The organism is Halorubrum salinarum (assembly GCF_013267195.1).
Classification (GTDB): domain Archaea; phylum Halobacteriota; class Halobacteria; order Halobacteriales; family Haloferacaceae; genus Halorubrum; species Halorubrum salinarum.
In genome coordinates this window covers 2,400,235-2,417,173 of the sequence record NZ_CP053941.1, presented here as the reverse complement: position 1 = coordinate 2,417,173, position 16,939 = coordinate 2,400,235, and the positions used below count along the sequence as shown (strand labels likewise).

The 16,939-nt window shown below is 71.4% G+C and carries 16 protein-coding genes; 8 read left to right on the top strand and 8 right to left on the bottom strand.

The window, feature by feature from the left end:
• The first annotated feature begins 111 nt into the window (after positions 1 to 111).
• The 6 genes from HPS36_RS12345 to HPS36_RS12320 all read left to right on the top strand — a co-directional run bounded on the left by HPS36_RS12345 (position 112) and on the right by HPS36_RS12320 (position 6,790).
• A complete protein-coding gene (locus HPS36_RS12345; protein ID WP_173230373.1) occupies positions 112 to 1,554 on the top strand; it encodes an ABC transporter substrate-binding protein in 1,443 nt (480 codons plus the stop codon).
• On the top strand, positions 1,554 to 2,474 hold the full coding sequence (locus HPS36_RS12340; RefSeq protein ID WP_173230826.1) for an ABC transporter ATP-binding protein: 921 nt from the start codon (positions 1,554 to 1,556) through the stop codon (positions 2,472 to 2,474). The genes HPS36_RS12345 and HPS36_RS12340 overlap by 1 nt, the downstream gene beginning before the upstream one ends.
• Positions 2,471 to 3,169: an ABC transporter ATP-binding protein gene (locus HPS36_RS12335; RefSeq protein WP_121564121.1), complete on the top strand. Its 699-nt coding sequence runs from the start codon at positions 2,471 to 2,473 to the stop codon at positions 3,167 to 3,169. Before HPS36_RS12340 ends, HPS36_RS12335 begins: the two co-directional genes overlap by 4 nt.
• The gene (locus HPS36_RS12330) at positions 3,166 to 4,218 is read left to right on the top strand and encodes a branched-chain amino acid ABC transporter permease (protein ID WP_173230372.1); all 1,053 of its coding nucleotides are present in this window, start codon (positions 3,166 to 3,168) and stop codon (positions 4,216 to 4,218) included. The genes HPS36_RS12335 and HPS36_RS12330 overlap by 4 nt, the downstream gene beginning before the upstream one ends.
• 154 nt (positions 4,219 to 4,372) lie before the next feature.
• Positions 4,373 to 5,557, top strand: coding sequence for a branched-chain amino acid ABC transporter permease (locus tag HPS36_RS12325; protein ID WP_173230825.1), 1,185 nt, complete (start codon positions 4,373 to 4,375; stop codon positions 5,555 to 5,557).
• 153 nt (positions 5,558 to 5,710) lie between these two features.
• Positions 5,711 to 6,790, top strand: coding sequence for a 3-oxoacyl-[acyl-carrier-protein] synthase III C-terminal domain-containing protein (locus tag HPS36_RS12320; RefSeq protein WP_173230371.1), 1,080 nt, complete (start codon positions 5,711 to 5,713; stop codon positions 6,788 to 6,790).
• A gap of 28 nt (positions 6,791 to 6,818) precedes the next feature.
• On the opposite strand, the gene HPS36_RS12315 is transcribed toward HPS36_RS12320, so the two are convergent.
• From HPS36_RS12315 to HPS36_RS12300, 4 genes are all read right to left on the bottom strand, one after another.
• A complete protein-coding gene (locus HPS36_RS12315; protein ID WP_173230370.1) occupies positions 6,819 to 7,226 on the bottom strand; it encodes a MaoC family dehydratase in 408 nt (135 codons plus the stop codon).
• A 105-nt stretch (positions 7,227 to 7,331) separates the two neighbouring features.
• Positions 7,332 to 8,564 (bottom strand): FAD-dependent oxidoreductase, encoded by a 1,233-nt coding sequence (locus tag HPS36_RS12310; protein ID WP_173230369.1) that lies wholly within the window; start codon positions 8,562 to 8,564, stop codon positions 7,332 to 7,334.
• A 178-nt stretch (positions 8,565 to 8,742) separates the two neighbouring features.
• On the bottom strand, positions 8,743 to 8,976 hold the full coding sequence (locus HPS36_RS12305; RefSeq protein ID WP_173230368.1) for a YgaP family membrane protein: 234 nt from the start codon (positions 8,974 to 8,976) through the stop codon (positions 8,743 to 8,745).
• A gap of 76 nt (positions 8,977 to 9,052) precedes the next feature.
• Positions 9,053 to 10,660 (bottom strand): FAD-binding domain-containing protein, encoded by a 1,608-nt coding sequence (locus HPS36_RS12300; RefSeq protein ID WP_173230367.1) that lies wholly within the window; start codon positions 10,658 to 10,660, stop codon positions 9,053 to 9,055.
• A 127-nt stretch (positions 10,661 to 10,787) separates the two neighbouring features.
• Here HPS36_RS12300 and HPS36_RS12295 point away from each other — a divergent pair, with 127 nt between their 5' ends.
• A complete protein-coding gene (locus HPS36_RS12295) occupies positions 10,788 to 12,686 on the top strand; it encodes a S9 family peptidase (protein WP_173230366.1) in 1,899 nt (632 codons plus the stop codon).
• Between the two features lie 95 nt (positions 12,687 to 12,781).
• Positions 12,782 to 13,987, top strand: coding sequence for an inorganic phosphate transporter (locus HPS36_RS12290; protein ID WP_173230824.1), 1,206 nt, complete (start codon positions 12,782 to 12,784; stop codon positions 13,985 to 13,987).
• An 8-nt stretch (positions 13,988 to 13,995) separates the two neighbouring features.
• Here the strand turns inward: HPS36_RS12290 and HPS36_RS12285 are convergent, their stop codons facing one another.
• The 4 genes from HPS36_RS12285 to HPS36_RS12270 all read right to left on the bottom strand — a co-directional run bounded on the left by HPS36_RS12285 (position 13,996) and on the right by HPS36_RS12270 (position 16,936).
• Entirely contained in the window at positions 13,996 to 14,427 is a 432-nt protein-coding gene (locus HPS36_RS12285) for a universal stress protein (RefSeq protein ID WP_137716010.1), read from the bottom strand.
• Between the two features lie 76 nt (positions 14,428 to 14,503).
• On the bottom strand, positions 14,504 to 15,376 hold the full coding sequence (locus HPS36_RS12280; protein WP_173230365.1) for a sulfurtransferase: 873 nt from the start codon (positions 15,374 to 15,376) through the stop codon (positions 14,504 to 14,506).
• A gap of 78 nt (positions 15,377 to 15,454) precedes the next feature.
• Positions 15,455 to 15,877, bottom strand: coding sequence for a universal stress protein (locus tag HPS36_RS12275; RefSeq protein WP_053772670.1), 423 nt, complete (start codon positions 15,875 to 15,877; stop codon positions 15,455 to 15,457).
• A gap of 69 nt (positions 15,878 to 15,946) precedes the next feature.
• Entirely contained in the window at positions 15,947 to 16,936 is a 990-nt protein-coding gene (locus HPS36_RS12270; protein ID WP_173230364.1) for a Gfo/Idh/MocA family protein, read from the bottom strand.
• Between the last annotated feature and the right edge of the window lie 3 nt (positions 16,937 to 16,939).

Here is a 16,939-nt window from a genome sequence, read left to right as displayed (position 1 = left end):
GTTCGGAAACCTTGGTTTCAGCCCGGTTTTCCGGCGTATTCTGCCGAATCCGAGCGGACTGTTAACATCTTAACTCGGCCCTTGATGATGGTGGTCGTCCTCGGATGGTGTATGCGAGACGAACACACACGGCGGTCGTACCTGCGAGGAACCGGCGCCGCGGTCGGCGCGGCGGGACTGACCGGCCTGGCCGGCTGTTCCGGGGGCGGAGACGGCGGGGACGGGTCGGACGGCGGCGACGGCTCCGGCGGCAGCGGCGGGGACGGTTCCGACGGCTCCGACGGCGGGGACGGCTCCGGCGGCGCCGACCTCTCCGACGAGACGGTCCGGATCGGGGCGCTCCAGCCGACCTCGAGCGACCTCCAGTACTACGGGCAGATCAGCCTCCGCGGGTTCTACTCCGGGCTGGCGTACAAACACGACCTCGACCCGATCCAGGAGGCGACGCCGGGGACGTACACGGTCGAGCCCGACGGCGGCCCGACCTACGAGATCATCGTCGAGGACACGCAGTTCAGCCCGGACACGGCCCAGAGCGTCGCGACGGACCTCGTCTTGGACGAGGAGGTCGACATCCTGTTCGGGGGGACCTCCTCCGACAGCGCGCGCCGGATCATCAACACCGTCGTCGACGAGACGGACGTGCCCTACCTGATCGGCCCCGCGGCCGACGCCGGCATCACGGTGAGCGACGAGTTCTGCCACCCGCTCGCGTTCCGCGCGAGCGAGCACACCGCGATGGACGCGCGGGCTGGCGGGACCTACGTCGCGGAGAACTTCGACATCGACACGGTCGCCGTGTTCGCGTCCGACAACGCGTTCGGACAGAGCGTCGCGAGCAACTACACGCAGGTCTTAGAGAACCAAGGGGTCAACGTGCTGGAGCCGCGGTTCGTCGAGGTCGGCTACTCCGAGTTCGACGGCCTCTTCGAGCAGGCGGTCTCGGACGGCGCGTCGGGCGTCGTCGGCGGCTTCACGGCGTCGACGCTGCCGCAGTTCCTCACCTCGGCCATCTCCTACGACGTCCAGGTGTTCGGCGGGTTCGCGGCCCTGCTGACGACGCAGCTCATCGGCGGCACCATCGAGTCGGCGCTCGGCGAGGACTTCACCGCGCAGGACATCAAAGACGCCGGGCTCGGCCCGTTCACCAGCCGGTACCACTGGAACCAGTACGAGAACCCGATCAACGAGGAGTTCCGGCAGATGCACGTCGACGCGTACGGCATCGTCCCCGACCTGTTCAGCTCCGGCACCTTCACCGCGGCCTCGGCGCTGTCGCAGGCCGTCTCGGAGGCCGGCTCCGCGGACGGCGCCGACATCGCCGATGCGCTGCGCGGGATGACCGTCACGGACACGCCGAAGGGCGAGAACGGGTACACGTTCCAGGAGCACAACAACCAGGCTGCCTCGCAGATGACGGTCGCGTGGCCGGTCCCGACCAGCGACGAGTACGCCGACACCTGGGGCGCGCCCATCATGCCGGGCGAGCCGCTCGAACGCCTCGACGCCGAGGACGTGATGGTCCCCGAATCGGACGCCAGCTGCTCGCTGTGATGCTGCTGGAGACCGAGGGGCTCACGAAGCGCTTCGGCGGCATCACCGCCGTCGACGGCGTCGACTTCGCGTTAGAGGCCGGCGAGCTCTGCTCGATCATCGGCCCGAACGGCGCGGGGAAGACGACGTTCTTCAACCTGCTCACGGGCGTGTTAGAGCCCTCCGACGGACGCATCCGCTTCGACCCGGCGGGCGGCGCTGCGGGGACGGACGGGAGCGGTTCGGCGCTCGACATCACCGCGGCCTCGCCGGACGAGACGGCGCTCGCGGGGATCCACCGGTCGTACCAGATCACGAACCTGTTCCCGACGCTGACGGTGTTGGAGAACGTCCGCGTCGCCGCGCAGGCGAGCCGCGGGAACGACTCCTGGAAGCTGTGGCGCAACGTGGCCGACTTCGAGGAGCACTACGCGGAGGCGACCGCGATCCTCGAACGGATCGGGCTCGCGGCGGAGGCAGAGACCGTCACGGAGAACCTGAGCCACGGCGAGAAGCGCAGCCTGGAAATCGGCGTCGCGCTCGCCGGCGACCCCGACCTCCTGCTGCTCGACGAGCCGACCGCCGGCGTGTCGAGCGAGGGCGTCGACGAGGTCGTCGAACTGATCGAGGACGTGGCGGAGGACCACTCGGTGATGCTCATCGAACACAACATGGAGGTGGTGATGGACATCTCCGACCGGATCGCCGTCCTCCACCGCGGCGAGCTCATCGCCGACGGCCCGCCCGAGGACGTGCGCGGCGACCCGGCCGTCCAGGAGGCGTACCTCGGCGGGTACGGCCGCGAGGGCTCCGAAGACGACTCGGCGACAGCGGCGGGGAACGGCGACGGCACCGAGGAGGGCGACGGCGCCGCCGACCGCGACGGCGACGCGGCGGCCGACGGCGGTCGCCGCGCGAGCGCCGGGGGTGAGCCGCGGTGACGGCCCTCGAACTCGACGGCGTCCACACGTACTACGGCGAGAGCCACATCCTTCAGGGACTCTCGCTGTCGGTCGAGGAGGGCGAGATCGTCGCGCTGGTCGGACGCAACGGCGTCGGGAAGACCACGACGCTCCGCACCGCGCTCGGACTGACGCCGCCCCGCGAGGGGACGGTCCGGTTCGGCGGGACGGACGTGACGGGGATGGAGCCCCACGAGATCGCCGCCCGCGGGATGGGCTGGGTCCCGGAGGAGCGCCGCGTGTTCTCGCACCTCACGGTCGAGGAGAACCTCCGCGTCGCCGCGCACTCGGCGGCCGACCCGGGCGCCCGGATCGAGGAGGCCTACGAGCTGTTCCCGGCGCTCGACCGCTTCGCCGACAAGGAGGCGGGCGACCTCAGCGGCGGGCAACAGCAGATGCTCGCCATCGCCCGCGGAATGGTCGGCGACAACGACCTGCTGCTCGTCGACGAGCCGAGCGAGGGGCTCGCGCCCCAGATCGTCGAGGACGTGGTCGAGGCGCTCCGGGCGGCCTCCGCGGACACGACGATGGTCTTAGTCGAGCAGAACTTCCGGCTGGCGATGGACCTGGCGGACCGGTTCTACCTCGTCGACCACGGCGTCGTCGTCGAGGAGGGCGAGACCGCCGGCGTCACGAGCGACGACGAGCGAATCCGGAGGTACCTCACCGCATGACCCCCGGAACGCTCGCGGCGGCCCTCCCGCAGTTCGCGCCGCTGCTCGACCCGAGCGCGCTGCTCGCGACGGGCGGCGCGGTCGACGGGCTTCAGACGGCCGCCCGCGTGCTCGCTGAGGGGATCGGCAAGGGCGCGGTGTACTTCACCATCGCGGTCGGGCTGACCCTCGTCTTCGGGCTGATGGGCGTCCTCAACTTCGCGCACGGCGCGGTCGCGATGGTCGGCGCGTACCTCGGCGGCCTCGTGCTCGTCTTGGTCGTCGGCGCGAACACCGGGACGCTCGCGACGATACTCGTCTTCTTCGTCGCGCTGGCGCTGGTGTTCGCGGTCACGACAGCCGCCGGCAGCGCGATGGAAGTGGCGCTGATCCGACCGATCTACGACCGCACGCCCACCTACCAGATCCTGTTGACCTTCGGCGTCTCGCTCATTATCGAGGAGCTGGCCCGGATCATCCTGACGCTCCGCGGGATCCAGCCGGACCCGCAGTGGCAGGCCCCGATGGCCACCGCCCCGGACGTGCTCTTGGGCCGGACCCAGCTGTTCGGCGTGGGCGTCAGGCGGCTGTACCTCTTCGAGATCGCGATCGGCGCGGTCGTCGCGGTCGCGGTGTGGGCGTTCCTGACGAAGACGCTGTACGGGCTCTACATCCGCGCCGGCAGCGAGGACACCGAGATGGTCCAGGCGCTCGGCATCGACGTGCGGCAGGCGTTCACCGTCGTGTTCGGCGTCGGCACCGGGCTCGCCGCGGTCGGCGGCGTGCTGCTGATGTGGGACCCGATCTGGGGCCCCAGCGTCCTGTTGAGCATCGACGTACTGCTGTACGCGTTCGTCGTCGTCATCATCGGCGGGCTGGGGAGCTTCACCGGGACGCTCGTCGCGGCGGGCATCGTCGGCGTCGCCGACTCGGTGACGACGTGGCTGTTCACCACCGGGATCGTCACCTTCCCCGGCCTCTCCGAGGTGACCATCTTCCTCCTGCTCGTGGTGATGCTTATCATCCGCCCGCAGGGGCTCTACGGCGTCGAGGAGGTGGGGGGCCATTAGCGACCCCGACTCCCCCGCCGACGCGGACGCTCCGGCCGACGCGGACGTGCAGACCGAGTCAGACGCCCCCGTCGACGAGGCGGACCCGATCCCGCCGTCGACCGCGACCGGCGGTCTCCGCGAGTACCTGCGGGACCACGCCGTTCACGCGGCCGTGATCGTCGGCTTCCTGCTGTACCCGCTCGCCTACGAGGCGCTGCTCGCGACGCCGGCGGCCCCGTTCGCCGAGGCGTTCCTCCCCGCGATCACGTTCATGGTCGTGGTGCTGTACATGGGGCTGTTCGCGATGAGCTTCGACTTCGTCAGCGGCTACACCGGCTACCTCTCGTTCGGCCACGCGGCCTTCTACGGCACGGGCGCGTACTTCGTCGTCCTCGCCGCGAACGGGCAGGTCCCGGGCGTTCCCGAAGGGACCCCGTTCATGATAACGCTGCTGTTGGGCGCCGCGCTGGCCGGCCTGCTCGCGCTCGTCATCGGGTCGGTGTCGTTCCGGCTCACGGGCGTCTACTTCGCGATGATCACGCTCGGGTTCGCGCAGGTGATCTACGAGCTGATCCGCTCGTGGGGGTACGTCTCGACGAACCCGACAGAGGGCGCGACGGTGAGCGGCGACGCGCTCGCGATCGGCGTCCCGTACGTCGACGCGCTGAGCCTCGACGTGGGGCGGCTCACGGGCGAGAGCGTCGAGAACCTGCTCGGGCTCGGGATCGACCTCTCGGCGACGGTGGTCTCGTACTACGCGCTCGGGATCGTCGTCGTCGTCTGCTACTTCGCGATGCAGCGGATCCTCCACTCGCCGTTCGGGCGCGTGATGATCGCGATCCGCGAGAACGAGGAGCGGGCCCGCGCCGTCGGCTACGCGACCTACCGGTTCAAGCTGGCCGCGTTCGCCGTTAGCGGCTTCTTCGGGGCCATCGCGGGCGGGATCTTCGCCGCCTACTCGCGGTCGGTCGCGCCGGACGGGACGTTCTACTTCCTCGTCACCGCCGACGCGCTGATCACGACGATCGTCGGCGGGTTCGGCACCCTCGCCGGCCCGGTGTACGGGACCCTGTTCAACCAGGGGTTAGAGGACGTCCTCTCGACCGAGAGCGGCGGGATCGCGACGCTGCTCCGCGAGGGGCTCCCGGAGAGCGTCCTCCAGGCCGACCTCTTCGGGGTCAGCTTAGAGCTGTTCGTCAACACCGCGGTCGACGGACGCGCCCCGCTGTACCTCGGGATCGTCTTCGTGTTGTTCGTGCTGTTCGTCCCGAACGGCATCCTCGGCACCCTGCGCGACCGGCTCGGCGGCACCGTCGGGAAGCGGCTCCCGGACCACCTGCGGCGCTACCTCCGGTAGCGTCGCGGGCCCGCGGCTCCGCGGGCGCCGTGGCGCACGCTCGACGCGACCGCCCGCGACTCTCACACGACACATGATCGAACCAACGCGACACAACGGAACGGACCGGACGGAGCGCGACGAGACGGACCGAACGCGGCACGGAGGAGACGCATGACGGTCGGGATCACCGGACTCGGGACGTACGTCCCCGACGACACCGTTACCGGCGAAGCGATCGCCGCCGAGAGCGGCATCCCGGAGGAGGTCGTGGTCGAAAAGATGGGCGTCCGCGAGAAGCGCGTCTGTCCGCCGGGCGGCGACCACGCCACCGACATGTCGGTGAAGGCGGCCGAGGCCGCGCTGGCGGACGCGGGCGTGGACCCGACCGACCTCGACGTCGTCGTCTACCACGGCTCGGAGTACAAGGACCACGTCGTCTGGTCGGCGGCGGCGGCGATCACCGACCGGATCGGAGCGACGAACGCCTACGCCACCGAGAGCTACACGCTCTGTGCGGGCGCGCCGATCGCGTTACGGCAAGTGACCGCGCAACTGGAGACGGAACCGATAGACGCGGCGCTGCTCGTCGCCGCCAGCCGCGAGGAGGACCTCGTCGACTACGGCAACGAGGACAGCTCCTTCATGTTCAACTTCGGCAGCGGCGCGAGCGCGCTCGTCGTCGAGGCGGCAGATGAGGGCGAGGACTCCGACGCAACGGCCGACGGCGACGAATCGAGCGACGCCGCCCCCTTCGGCGGTCGCGCCCGGGCGACGGTTCACGCCAGCGCGGCCGAGACCGACGGCTCGTTCGCCGACGACGTGGTGATGCCGGCGGGCGGGTCGAAGCGCCCGCCGAGCGAGGAGACCGTCCGCGAGGGGCTCCACACCCTCGACGTGCCCGACCCCGAGGGGATGAAAGAGCGGCTGGGCCCGGTGTCGCTGCCCGCGTACCTCTCGGTCGCCGACGAAGCCCTAGAGCGGTCGGGGTTCGAGCGCGACGACCTCGATTACGTCGCGCTGACGCACATGAAGCGGTCGTTCCACGAGCGCGTCCTCGACGAGCTCGGACTCGACCCCGCGAGCGACGGCTACTACCTCGACGAGTACGGCCACGTCCAGAGCGTCGACCAGGCGCTCGCGCTGGAGGCCGGCGTCGAGACGGGCCGGCTCGAGCCGGGCGACCTCGTCTGCCTGCTCGCGGCCGGCACCGGCTACACTTGGTCGGCGACCGTGCTCCGGTGGCGGGGGTAACCGACCTGTCGGCCGCTGCGGCGGCTCGTTACTCGTCGCCGTGCGGTACCGACAGCACCACCGCCTCCCCCGAGTGGACGCGCTCGTCGCGCTCGGGGACGGTCGCGGTCGTCTCGACCGCGAGCCGGTCGCCGCCGAGGTCGTCGATGACGCTGACGCTCGCTTCGACCGTCTCGCCGGGGAACACCGGCTTCTCGAAGGACAGCTCCTGCGAGAGGTAGACGATATCGCCGGAAAGCCCCGCGAGCGCGCCGGAGACGACCGCTGCCGAGAGCATCCCGTGCGCGACGCGGCCGCCGAACATCGTCTCGGCGGCGTACTCGTCGTCGAGGTGGATCGGGTTCTCGTCGCCCGAGAGCTCCGCGAACGCCTCGATCGTCTCCTCGCTCACCGATACCTCGTTGGTCGCCGTCTCGCCGACCGTCGCGACTGGCATACCGATCGGTCTCGCCGGCGGGGCCTCAACCCCGTGGTTCAGCCTCGAACCCCGGGTCGACCCGGGGGCGCGGAGGCGTGTCCGCGGTGGATCCCCAGCCCCGGTTCAGTCGTCCGTCGGCGCGCCGACCACGTCGGCGTCGGTCGGGTTCGCGCCGCCGTACTCGGCGACCAGCTCGTCCAGCCGCTCGGGGTCGTCGGCGTGCGCGAGCGGCTCGCCGGCGGTCTCGCAGGCGGCGTCGACCCCGAGCCGCTCGCAGACGCGGTCGGCGGTGGTCTCGGCCATCTGCCGGTAGGTGGTCAGCTTCCCGCCCACGACGCTGTAGAGGCCGGCGGCGCCGTCGCGCTCGTGGTCGAGCAGCGTGAACCCGCGGGAGATCCCGCGTCGGTCCGAGCCCGCCTCGTCGGGCGCGTAGAGGGGGCGGACGCCCCACCAGGTCCGAACGGTCGGCGCGTCGGCGACCGCGGGGAGCATCGCGGCGCACTCCTCGACGGAGCGCTCGATCTCCCAGTCGGCGGTCTCGTAGTCGTCCGGGTCGGAGACGGGGACGCTCGTCGTCCCCAGCACGACCTCGCCGTCGTGGGGCACGACGATGTCGCCGTCGTCGGGGTCGCGACACCGGTTCAACACCGGGCCGAGCCCGTCGTACTCCACGGAAACCATCACGCCGCGGCTCGGCGCCATCCCGACCTCGACGCCGGCCATCTCGGCGATCGAGTCCGCCCAGGCGCCGGTGGCGTTGACGACGACCTCGGGCGAGAGCGTTGCGTCGACCGCGCCGCCGACGCGGACCGAGTCGACCGCGCCGTCGCTGACCGTCACGTCCTCCACCGGCGCGTGCGGGTGAACGGCCGCCCCGTGGCGCTCGGCGTCGGCGGCGTTGGCGGCCACCAGCCGCGACGGGTAGATGACGCCGTCGGGGACGCGGAACGCCTCCTCGACCTCGTCCGCGAGCCCCGGGGCCGCCTCGCGGGCGGCGTCGCCGTCCAACCGCTCGGTCTTGATGCCGATCTCCTCGCAGGCGGCGATCTTCTCTTCCAGATAGTCCGGGTCGTCGCCGGCGAGGCGGACGAACAGGCCGCCGGTGTCGCGGACGCAGGCCCCGGCGATCGACCGGAGCGTCCGGTTCTCCTCGATACACTCGCGGGCGCCCTCGGCGTCGGCCTCGGCGTACCGGGCCCCGCTGTGGAGGAGGCCGTGCGAGCGCCCGGAGGTGCCGCCGCCGAGCCCGCCGCGGTCGACGAGCGCGGTGTCCACGCCGCGGATCGCGAGGTCGCGGGCGATCCCCGTCCCCGTCGCGCCGCCGCCGATCACGAGGACCGTCGGAGCGTCGCTCACGCGGCGCTCACCTCGGTCGAATCCGCGGCACGGTCCGCCGCGAGACGCCGTCGGCTCGGATGGCTGTCGAACACGCGATTGATAACGGCTCGCGGCCACTTGAGCCCTCCGCCAGAACGGCGCAGATCGACAGCTACGAGGCCACGCTGGCGAGAAATAGGGAATCTCCTTCCCGGCGTCAGCGGGAGGCCCGCCCGTCCGCGGGGCAGGTGCTGAAGCCGAGCAGGGCGTAGAGGCCGCAGGTGCCCGTCGCCGCGGTCGCGAGCATCGCGAGCGCGACGACGCCGAGCACCGGCGCCGCGAGGGCCGGAAGCGGCGCGGCGCCCGCGAGCGTCGCTATCGAGACGGCACCGGCGACCGCGCCGACGGCCGTCCTGACGAGCTTGTCCGTCGCACCGACGTTTTGTTCCATACGACACAATACGGCACACGACCCTATCAAGCTTTCCACTGCGCCGCGGGCGCGGCCGGACGGGGCCGCCGAGCGCTCACTCGAACTCGTCGAGGCCGGCCTGGGCGGAGCCGCTCCCGGGGTCCGCGTCCGGTTCCCCGTGGTCGGCCGCGATGGACTCGGCGGCGTCGATCCCGCCGGAGAGCGACGCTCGCCGGGCTATCGCCTCCTCGCCGAGTCGCTCCGCCGCGGCGGGGTACGCGGCGCCGTAGCGGTCGCGGAACTCGCTTTTCGCCGCCTCGTAGTCGACCACCGGGTACGGGTACGCCTCGCCGATCCTGACGCCGACCTCGCGCTGGACCGCGAGCGGCGTCTTCTCGGGGGCGTCGAGGTGGGCGGCCGGGAGCGGCGCGAGCTCCGGGACCCACCGCGAGACGAACTCCCCGTCGGGGTCTTGGTCCCGCACTTGCTTGCGCGGATCGTACAATCGCAGTCCGGGGCGACCGACCAGTCCGCACTGCGACTGCCACTGGGTGTAGTTGATCGCGGGGTCGCCGTCGATCAGGTGCTCGTAGAAGTGGTCGGCGCCGATCCGCCACGGCTGCTGGAGCACGTGGAAGTAGACGGAGGCGCAGAGCGCCCGCATCCGGAAGTTGAGCCACCCGGTCTCGCGCAGGCAGCGCATGCTGGCGTCGACCATCGGGAACCCCGTCTCGCCGGCCTTCCACGCGGCGACGAGGTCGGGGTCGTGCCGGTCGCGGTTGAACCCTTCGTACACGGGGTTGACGGCGCGGTCGAGCCACCCCGGCCAGTCGAGCAGCTTCTGGGTGTAGTGGCGGTTCCAGTACAGCCGGGAGACGAACATCGACTTGCCGCGGCCGTCCGGCGCGCGCTCGTCGACGTGGCGGTGGACCTCGCGGACTGAGAGACAGCCGAACCGCAGGTAGGGGGAAAGGCCGCTGGTCCCGTCGCGGGCGTCGACCGGCGAGGAGATGGATCCGGGGTAGTCGCCGATCCGATCGGTGAACGCGCGGAGGCGCTCGCGGCCGGCCTCGCGTCCCCCGGTCGGCACGCGCGTCTTCGTCGGCTCTATCCCGTAAGCGTCGGCCACCCGCTTGGGGGTGACGCCGGTCTCGACGCGCTCGACTGCGACCGACCGGGGGTCCCAGTCGAACGGATCGGCCGCGAGCCACGCCTCGACGCGGTCGCTCCAGTCCTCTCGCGGACGGTCCGCGTCGCGCACGAGCCCGTCGCCGTCGACGAACTCGACGCCGAGACGGTCGCGGGCGCGATCGTCTCGTCGTCGCCCGTAGCGGCCGGTCGCCGTCGCGGTCGCGACCGCGTCCCAGCCCGCGTCGACGAACCGCCCCAGCACGTCGAGGGGGTCGCCGTGCGCGAACGTCAGCCCCGGCGCGCCCACGTCGCGGTACTGCCGGTCGAGGTCGCGCAGGCAGTCGTGGAGGAACGCGATCCGCGCGTCGCAGGCCGCGCCGCGCTCGTCGTGGAAGCCGGGGTCGAAGACGAACAGCGGGAGGATTCGATCGGACTCGTCGGCGGCCGCCGCGACCGCCGGGTTGTCCGCGATCCGCAGGTCGCTGCGGTGCCAGACGACGGTTCCGGGGTCGGCGTCTCCCGGCCCCGAAAGGGAGCCGACCGCCTCGGCGTCCGGCGTCGTCGGAAGGGGAGCGTCGTCGCCGCCTGGCATGTCGTGTGAACGGACGGGCCTCGGAACCATGGGCCTATCGCCCGTCCGGGGGCGGAATCCCCTCGGACGAGAGGCGGTCCCGAGGACGGGAAACGTTGAATAGCGTTCCGTCGCCGTACGTACACGGATGTCAGACTCAGACGAGACCGACGTACTGCGCGAACTCGCCTCGCTGCCGACGATCGCGAGTCCGCGCGTGTCCCCGGACGGAGAGACCGTCGCCCTCTACTACGACGAGACCGGCCGCAACGAGCTCCACCTCTGTGACCCGAGCGACGGGTCCTTAGAGCAGCTCAGCGACGGCGACGTTCCCCGGTCCGTCCGCGCCGGCTTCAAGTGGGACCCCAGCGGCGACCGCCTCTACTACCACCGCGACGAGGCTGGCGACGAGCAGCACGACATCTGGGCGATGTCGCTCGACGGCGACAGCGAGCCCGTCGTCGAGATGGACGGCCAGATCCGCCTCCACGACGTGGGCGAGGACGGCGAGACCCTCCTGCTCGGCTCCAGCCGCGACGGGCAGATGAACCTCTACCGCCACGACGTGCCGAGCGGCGAGACGACGAAGGTAACCGACTACGAGCGCGCCGTCGCGGCCGGTGAACTCTCCCCGGACGGCGACCGGATCGCGTACACGACCAACGAGACCGACGCCTACGAGAACAGCGACGTGTACGTCGCCGACGGCGACGGGTCGAACCCCCGGAACTTGGAGATCGGTGACGTGGGCGCCGAGGCCGCGCCCTCGGACTGGGGCCCCGACGGCGACCGGCTGCTCGTCGTCGACAACACGACTGACCTCGGTCGGGCCGGGATCGTCGACCTCGCCGACGGCGTCGACGACGCGACGGTGACGTGGTTCGGCGACGGCGAGTTCGAGGAGTCGCCGAGCCACTTCCTCGACGACGGCGAGCGGTTCGTCGCGAGCCGGATGCGCGGCGCCGTGACCGTCCCCGTGATCTACGACGCCGAGACCGGCGAGGGGCGCGAACTCGACTTCCCCGCCGGCGTCGCCAGCGTGGCCGACGGCCGCCTCGCGGACGACCGCCTGCTCGCGTACCGGACCACGTCGAGCAAGCGGCCGGAACTGGTCGCGTACGACCTCGACGCTGACGCCACGGAGACGCTGTTCGACGCGGAGTACGGCCCGTTCGACCCGGACGACTTCGTCGAGCCCGAGACGGTGACGTTCGCCTCCGACGGCGTCCCCGAGACGCCGGCGCGCGCGGTCGACCACGACCCATACGAGGAGTTCGAGATCGAGGGACTGCTGTTCGACTCCGGCCGACGCCCCTCGCCGCTGATCGTCAACCCCCACGGCGGGCCGCGACACCACGACATGCGGCGGTTCAGCTACCGCGTCCAGTTCCTGCTGTCGCGCGGCTACTCGGTCCTCCAGGTGAACTACCGCGGCTCCACGGGACGCGGCCGGGAGTTCGTCCAGGAGCTGTACGACGACTGGGGCGGCGCCGAGCAGGGCGACGTGGCGACCGGCGCCGAGTACGTCCTCGACGAGTACGACTGGCTCGACGAGGACCGCGTCGCCGTCTACGGGGGCTCCTACGGCGGCTACTCCGCGAACTGGCAGATGGTCCAGTACCCGGACCTGTACGCCGCGGGGATCACCTGGGTCGGCGTCAGCGACCTGTTCGACATGTACGAGAACACCATGCCCCACTTCCGGACGGAGCTCATGGTGAAGAACCTCGGCGAGCCGGACGACAACGAGGCGATCTACCGCGAGCGCAGCCCGGTGAACTACGTCGAGAACGTCGACGCCCCGCTGCTGATCGTCCACGGCGTCAACGACCCGCGGGTGCCGGTCTCGCAGGCGCGCATCCTCCGGGAGGTGCTCGACGACGCCGGATTCGTGGAGGGCGACGACTACGAGTACGAGGAGCTCGGCGAGGAGGGCCACGGCTCGGGCGACATCGACCAGAAGATCCGCTCGCTGGAGCTGCTCGACGACTTCCTCGACCGCCGGATCGGCGCGGAGCGGACCGCGGTCGCGTCGCTCGACGACTGACGCGGCCGACGCTCGTCCGACGGGGATTATTTAGCCGACGCCGCCGTCGGAGCGAGTGACATGGCTCGATTCCGCGCGGAGGGAGGCGCGTGAGCGTGGTCGGCGTCGGCTTCTGGGCCCTCGTCGCCCTCGCGACGCTGACCAGCCTCGCTACCGCGTGGGCCCTCGGCGCGAACAGCAACTCGCCGCCGTTCGCCCCGGCGATCGGCGCCAACGCCATCTCGACGATGCGGGCGGCCTTCCTCATCGGGATCCTCGCCGCCCTCGGGGCGCTCACGCAGGGCGGGGCCATCTCCGAGACCGTCGGCGCGGGGCTGATCGACGGCGTCCAGATCACCTCGCTGGCGGCGACGGCGGGGCTGCTCACCGCGACCGGGTTCATGGCCTTCGGCGTCTACACCGGCTACCCGGTCCCGGCGGCGTTCGCGACGACGGGCGCGATGGTCGGCGTCGGGCTCTCGCTCGGGGGCGACCCCGCCCTCGCAACCTACCGACGCATCGGGCTCTTCTGGGCGCTCGTGCCGCCGGTCTCCGGCGGGCTCGCGTACCTCACCGCAACCCTCCTCCGGCGCGACGACATCCCGGAGACGGTCGGGGTCCCGCTGCTCGCGGCCGTCGTCGGCGGGATCGTGGCCAACGTCCGGCTGGGCGTCATCCCCTCGCCCCCGGACGCGGCACAGAGTTCCATTGCGGGGTTCGTCGCGCGCCAAGTCGGGGCGCCGACGCTCGTCGGCGTCGACCCCGTGGCGGCGCTCGTGACGCTGCTCGCGGCCGCGGCGTGGTTCGCCGCCGTCCGGCGGCGGACGCTGGCGTCGGTCGAGGACGGCATCCGGACGTTCCTCCTCGTCCTCGGGAGCGTCGTCGCCTTCTCCAGCGGCGGGAGCCAGGTCGGGCTGGCGACCGGGCCGCTGGAGAACCTCTACGGCGTCGAGCTCGGCCTGCCGGGCATCGTGCTGCTCTCGCTCGGCGCCGCGGGCATCCTCGCCGGCGCGTGGATGGGGGCGCCGAAGCTGCTCCAGGCGACCTCGCGCGAGTACGCGCAGCTCGGCGCCCGGCGGTCGATCGCCGCGCTGGTCCCCGGGTTCATCATCGCGCAGGTAGCCATCGGGCTCGGGATCCCCATCTCGTTCAACAACATCATCATCTCGGGAGTCATCGGCGGCGGGCTCGCCGGCGGCTCCGCCGGCGTCTCACGGCGGAAGATCGGCGTCACGCTCCTCTTTTGGGGGATCACGCTCGTGGCGTCGATCGCGATCGGCTACGGGCTCTACGCGGCCTTCACCGCGGTGCTGGGCGGGTGAAGCGGCGCTCAGCGCACGACCGTCACGGTCACGGGCGCGTCGCCGACCACGCTCGTCGCGACGGTGCCGAGGAGCCGCCTCGCGACGCGGCCGCGCTCGCCGCCGTGGCCGCCCATAACGACGCGGTCGACGTCGTGGGCGTCGACGTACTCCAAGATCGCCGCCGCCGGGTCGCCCGTCCGCACCGCCGTCTCGACGCGGCGGTCGCTCTCGGCGGCGCGGTCCGTCGCTCGGTCGACGATTCGGTCGGCCCGGTCGCGCGCGCTCTCGCGGCGGTCCTCGTCGGCGCCGAGGATCCCGCCCTCGCTCATCGGCGCGTCGAGCGGGGTCACCACGTTCAGGACGGTCACTCGACAGTCGAAGAGTTCGAGCGCGTCGTCGAGGGCGTCGACGGCGAGCGGCGACCCGTCGAGGGGGACGAGGACGTGAGACGGTGCCATGCGACGCCTTACGTCCCCGGACACATATCGGCGGTGATCGTTCGCTCGGGACGGTTCGGGGGACCGACGGCGCCGGTTACTCGCCGGTCTCGATCGGCGCGCCGACGAGGTTGCCCCACTCGGTCCACGAGCCGTCGTAGTTGCGGACGTCGTCGTAGCCGAGCAGCTCGTGGAGGAGGAACCACTCGATCGACGAGCGCTCGCCGACGCGGCAGTAGGTAATCGTCGACTCGTCGCCGTCGACGCCGGCGTCGCCGTACAGCTCGCGGAGCTCGTCCGCACTTTTGAACGTCCCGTCCTCGTTCAGCGTGGTGCCGATCGGCACGTTGCTCGCCCCGGGGATGTGGCCGCCGCGCTGGGCGGTCTCGTTGAGCCCCTCCGGCGCGATGACCTCGCCGGAGAACTCCTCGGGGGAGCGCACGTCGACCATCGGGATTCCCTCCTCGATCGCCTTGTCGATGTCGTCCTTGTAGGCGCGGACGCTCTCGAAGGGACCGCGGGCCTCGTACTCGCGGGGCGTGAAGTCGGGCTCCTCGGTCGAGAGCGGGTAGTCGTTGTCGACCCAGTACCCCTTCCCGCCGTCGATCACGCGGATGTCGTCGTGACCGTAGTACTTGTAGATCCAGTAGCCGAACAGCGCGAACCAGTTCGGAACGCGGCCGCCGCCGTACACGACGACCGTCGTGTCGGCGTCGATGCCGCCCTCGCCGTTCCGGGCCGCGAAGTCCTCCTTCGAGACGATGTCGCGCTCCGTCTCATCGGTGAAGACCTCGTCCCACTCGAAGTTGAGCGCGCCGGGGATGTGGCCCTCCTCGTAGGGCGTGTACTCCGACTCGTCGGTGACGGTCGGGTTGTTGATCTCGACGAGCCGGTGATCGGAGTCGTCGTCCTGGAAGGTGTCGAGTCGCTCTTCGACCCAGTCCGCCGTGACGAGTACGTCTTCAGACATCGATTCACGTTACGCTCCCAACCGGTTTTGAAGGCCCGATAACGGTGGTCCTTGCCAGCGTCTCTGACGCGGTCGCGGCTACCGGATCACCGTCACGGGCACGTCGGCTTTGTCGACGATGCTCTTCGCGACGCTGCCGACGACCTGTTCGCGCTCCTCCGAGAGCCCGCGGTGGCCGACGTAGATCGCGTCGACCGGCTCCTCGGCCGCGTACTCGGTGATCGCGTCCGCCGGCCGGCCCGTGAGGAGCTGCGTCTCCACCGTGATCGGCTCGTCGGCCGCCTCCTCGGCGATGCTCCGGGCGCTCTCTAAGACGCCCTGCCCGGCCTCGACGGCGGCCTCCTCGCCGGGGAGGACGATCGTGCCGTCGACCAGCTCCGAGTCCGGCGTCAGGACGTGGGCGATCTCGAGCGTCTCGTAGAACGCGACCGCCTGCCGCGCCGCGTACCGGACGGCTTCGTCGCTCTCCGTCGACCCGTCGGTCGCAACGAGGTAGCTCATACGTACGGATCGGCCCGAGGGACACATAATTCCTGTCGGGCGTTCCCGGGCCGCGACTCCGCGAGCGACCTACGGCGCGTCGCCGCCCGTCCCCGGGCGGACGCGGTCGCCGTCCGACGCGTGAATCGCGTCGAGCACCTCCTGGACGCGCGTCGCCTCGGCGAACGAGACGAGGTCGCCGCCCTCTCCCTCGACCGCGCTCGCGAACTCCGTCAGGAGCGCGCGCACGGTGTCGCCCCGTTCGTCGACGAGCGTCTCCTCGCCCTCGCGCCCGCGGTCCCGGACGAGGCGGTACCACTCCGTCAGCGACAGCGACGCCTCGTCGCCGACGACCGTGACGCTGTTCTCCTCCTCGCCCTCGTGGTCGCAGAGCAGGTCGATCGTCCCCCGAACGCCGTCGGCCCGGAAGGTCCCGACCACCTCGTCCTCGTAGGCGTCCGGTCCCGAGTACCCCACGTCGGCAGAGACGGTCTCGATCGGGCCGAACAGCTCCTGGACGCCGAACAGGAAGTGGGTCCCGACCTCGCGCAGCGGGCCGCCCTGCTCGCGCGACTCCAACCAGGCCACGTCCTGCCACTCGCGGGGCCACTGCGGGAACCGGAACCGGAGTTCGACGCGGCGCGGGTCGCCGACCTCGCCCGCGGCGACCGCCTCCCGCAGCCGGACGAACCCCGGCGTGTAGCGGAACGGGAGGTTCACGGCCGTGACGCGGTCGGTCTCCTCGGCCAGCCCGACGAGTTCGCGGCCGGTCTCCGCATCGGCCGCGATGGGCTTCTCGCAGATCACGTGCTTGCCGGCCGCGAGCGCGTCGGCGACCACCTCGCGGTGCGCGAGCGGCGGCACGCCGACGTACACCGCGTCGAGGCCGTCGGTCTCGACGAGCGCGGCGTGGTCGGTCGTCGTCGCGGTGCGGTCGGTGCCGTGGTCGGCCGCGAGCGACGCCGCGCGGTCGGCGTCGAGGTCGCAGGCGGCCGCCAGTTCGTACCGGTCGTGGTCGTCTATCGCGGCCGCGAGGCGGTTCCCGATCACGCCGCAGCCGACGATCCCGATCTGTATCACGGG

Bases quoted from the DNA above. Each gene is read 5' to 3' on its own strand.
- HPS36_RS12345 (WP_173230373.1), top strand. From the start codon at position 112: ATGCGAGACGAACACACACGGCGGTCGTACCTGCGAGGAACCGGCGCC.
- HPS36_RS12340 (WP_173230826.1), top strand. From the start codon at position 1,554: ATGCTGCTGGAGACCGAGGGGCTCACGAAGCGCTTCGGCGGCATCACC.
- HPS36_RS12330 (WP_173230372.1), top strand. From the start codon at position 3,166: ATGACCCCCGGAACGCTCGCGGCGGCCCTCCCGCAGTTCGCGCCGCTG.
- HPS36_RS12320 (WP_173230371.1), top strand. From the start codon at position 5,711: ATGACGGTCGGGATCACCGGACTCGGGACGTACGTCCCCGACGACACC.
- HPS36_RS12315 (WP_173230370.1), bottom strand. From the start codon at position 7,226: ATGCCAGTCGCGACGGTCGGCGAGACGGCGACCAACGAGGTATCGGTG.
- HPS36_RS12305 (WP_173230368.1), bottom strand. From the start codon at position 8,976: ATGGAACAAAACGTCGGTGCGACGGACAAGCTCGTCAGGACGGCCGTC.
- HPS36_RS12300 (WP_173230367.1), bottom strand. From the start codon at position 10,660: ATGCCAGGCGGCGACGACGCTCCCCTTCCGACGACGCCGGACGCCGAG.
- HPS36_RS12295 (WP_173230366.1), top strand. From the start codon at position 10,788: ATGTCAGACTCAGACGAGACCGACGTACTGCGCGAACTCGCCTCGCTG.
- HPS36_RS12285 (WP_137716010.1), bottom strand. From the start codon at position 14,427: ATGGCACCGTCTCACGTCCTCGTCCCCCTCGACGGGTCGCCGCTCGCC.
- HPS36_RS12280 (WP_173230365.1), bottom strand. From the start codon at position 15,376: ATGTCTGAAGACGTACTCGTCACGGCGGACTGGGTCGAAGAGCGACTC.
- HPS36_RS12275 (WP_053772670.1), bottom strand. From the start codon at position 15,877: ATGAGCTACCTCGTTGCGACCGACGGGTCGACGGAGAGCGACGAAGCC.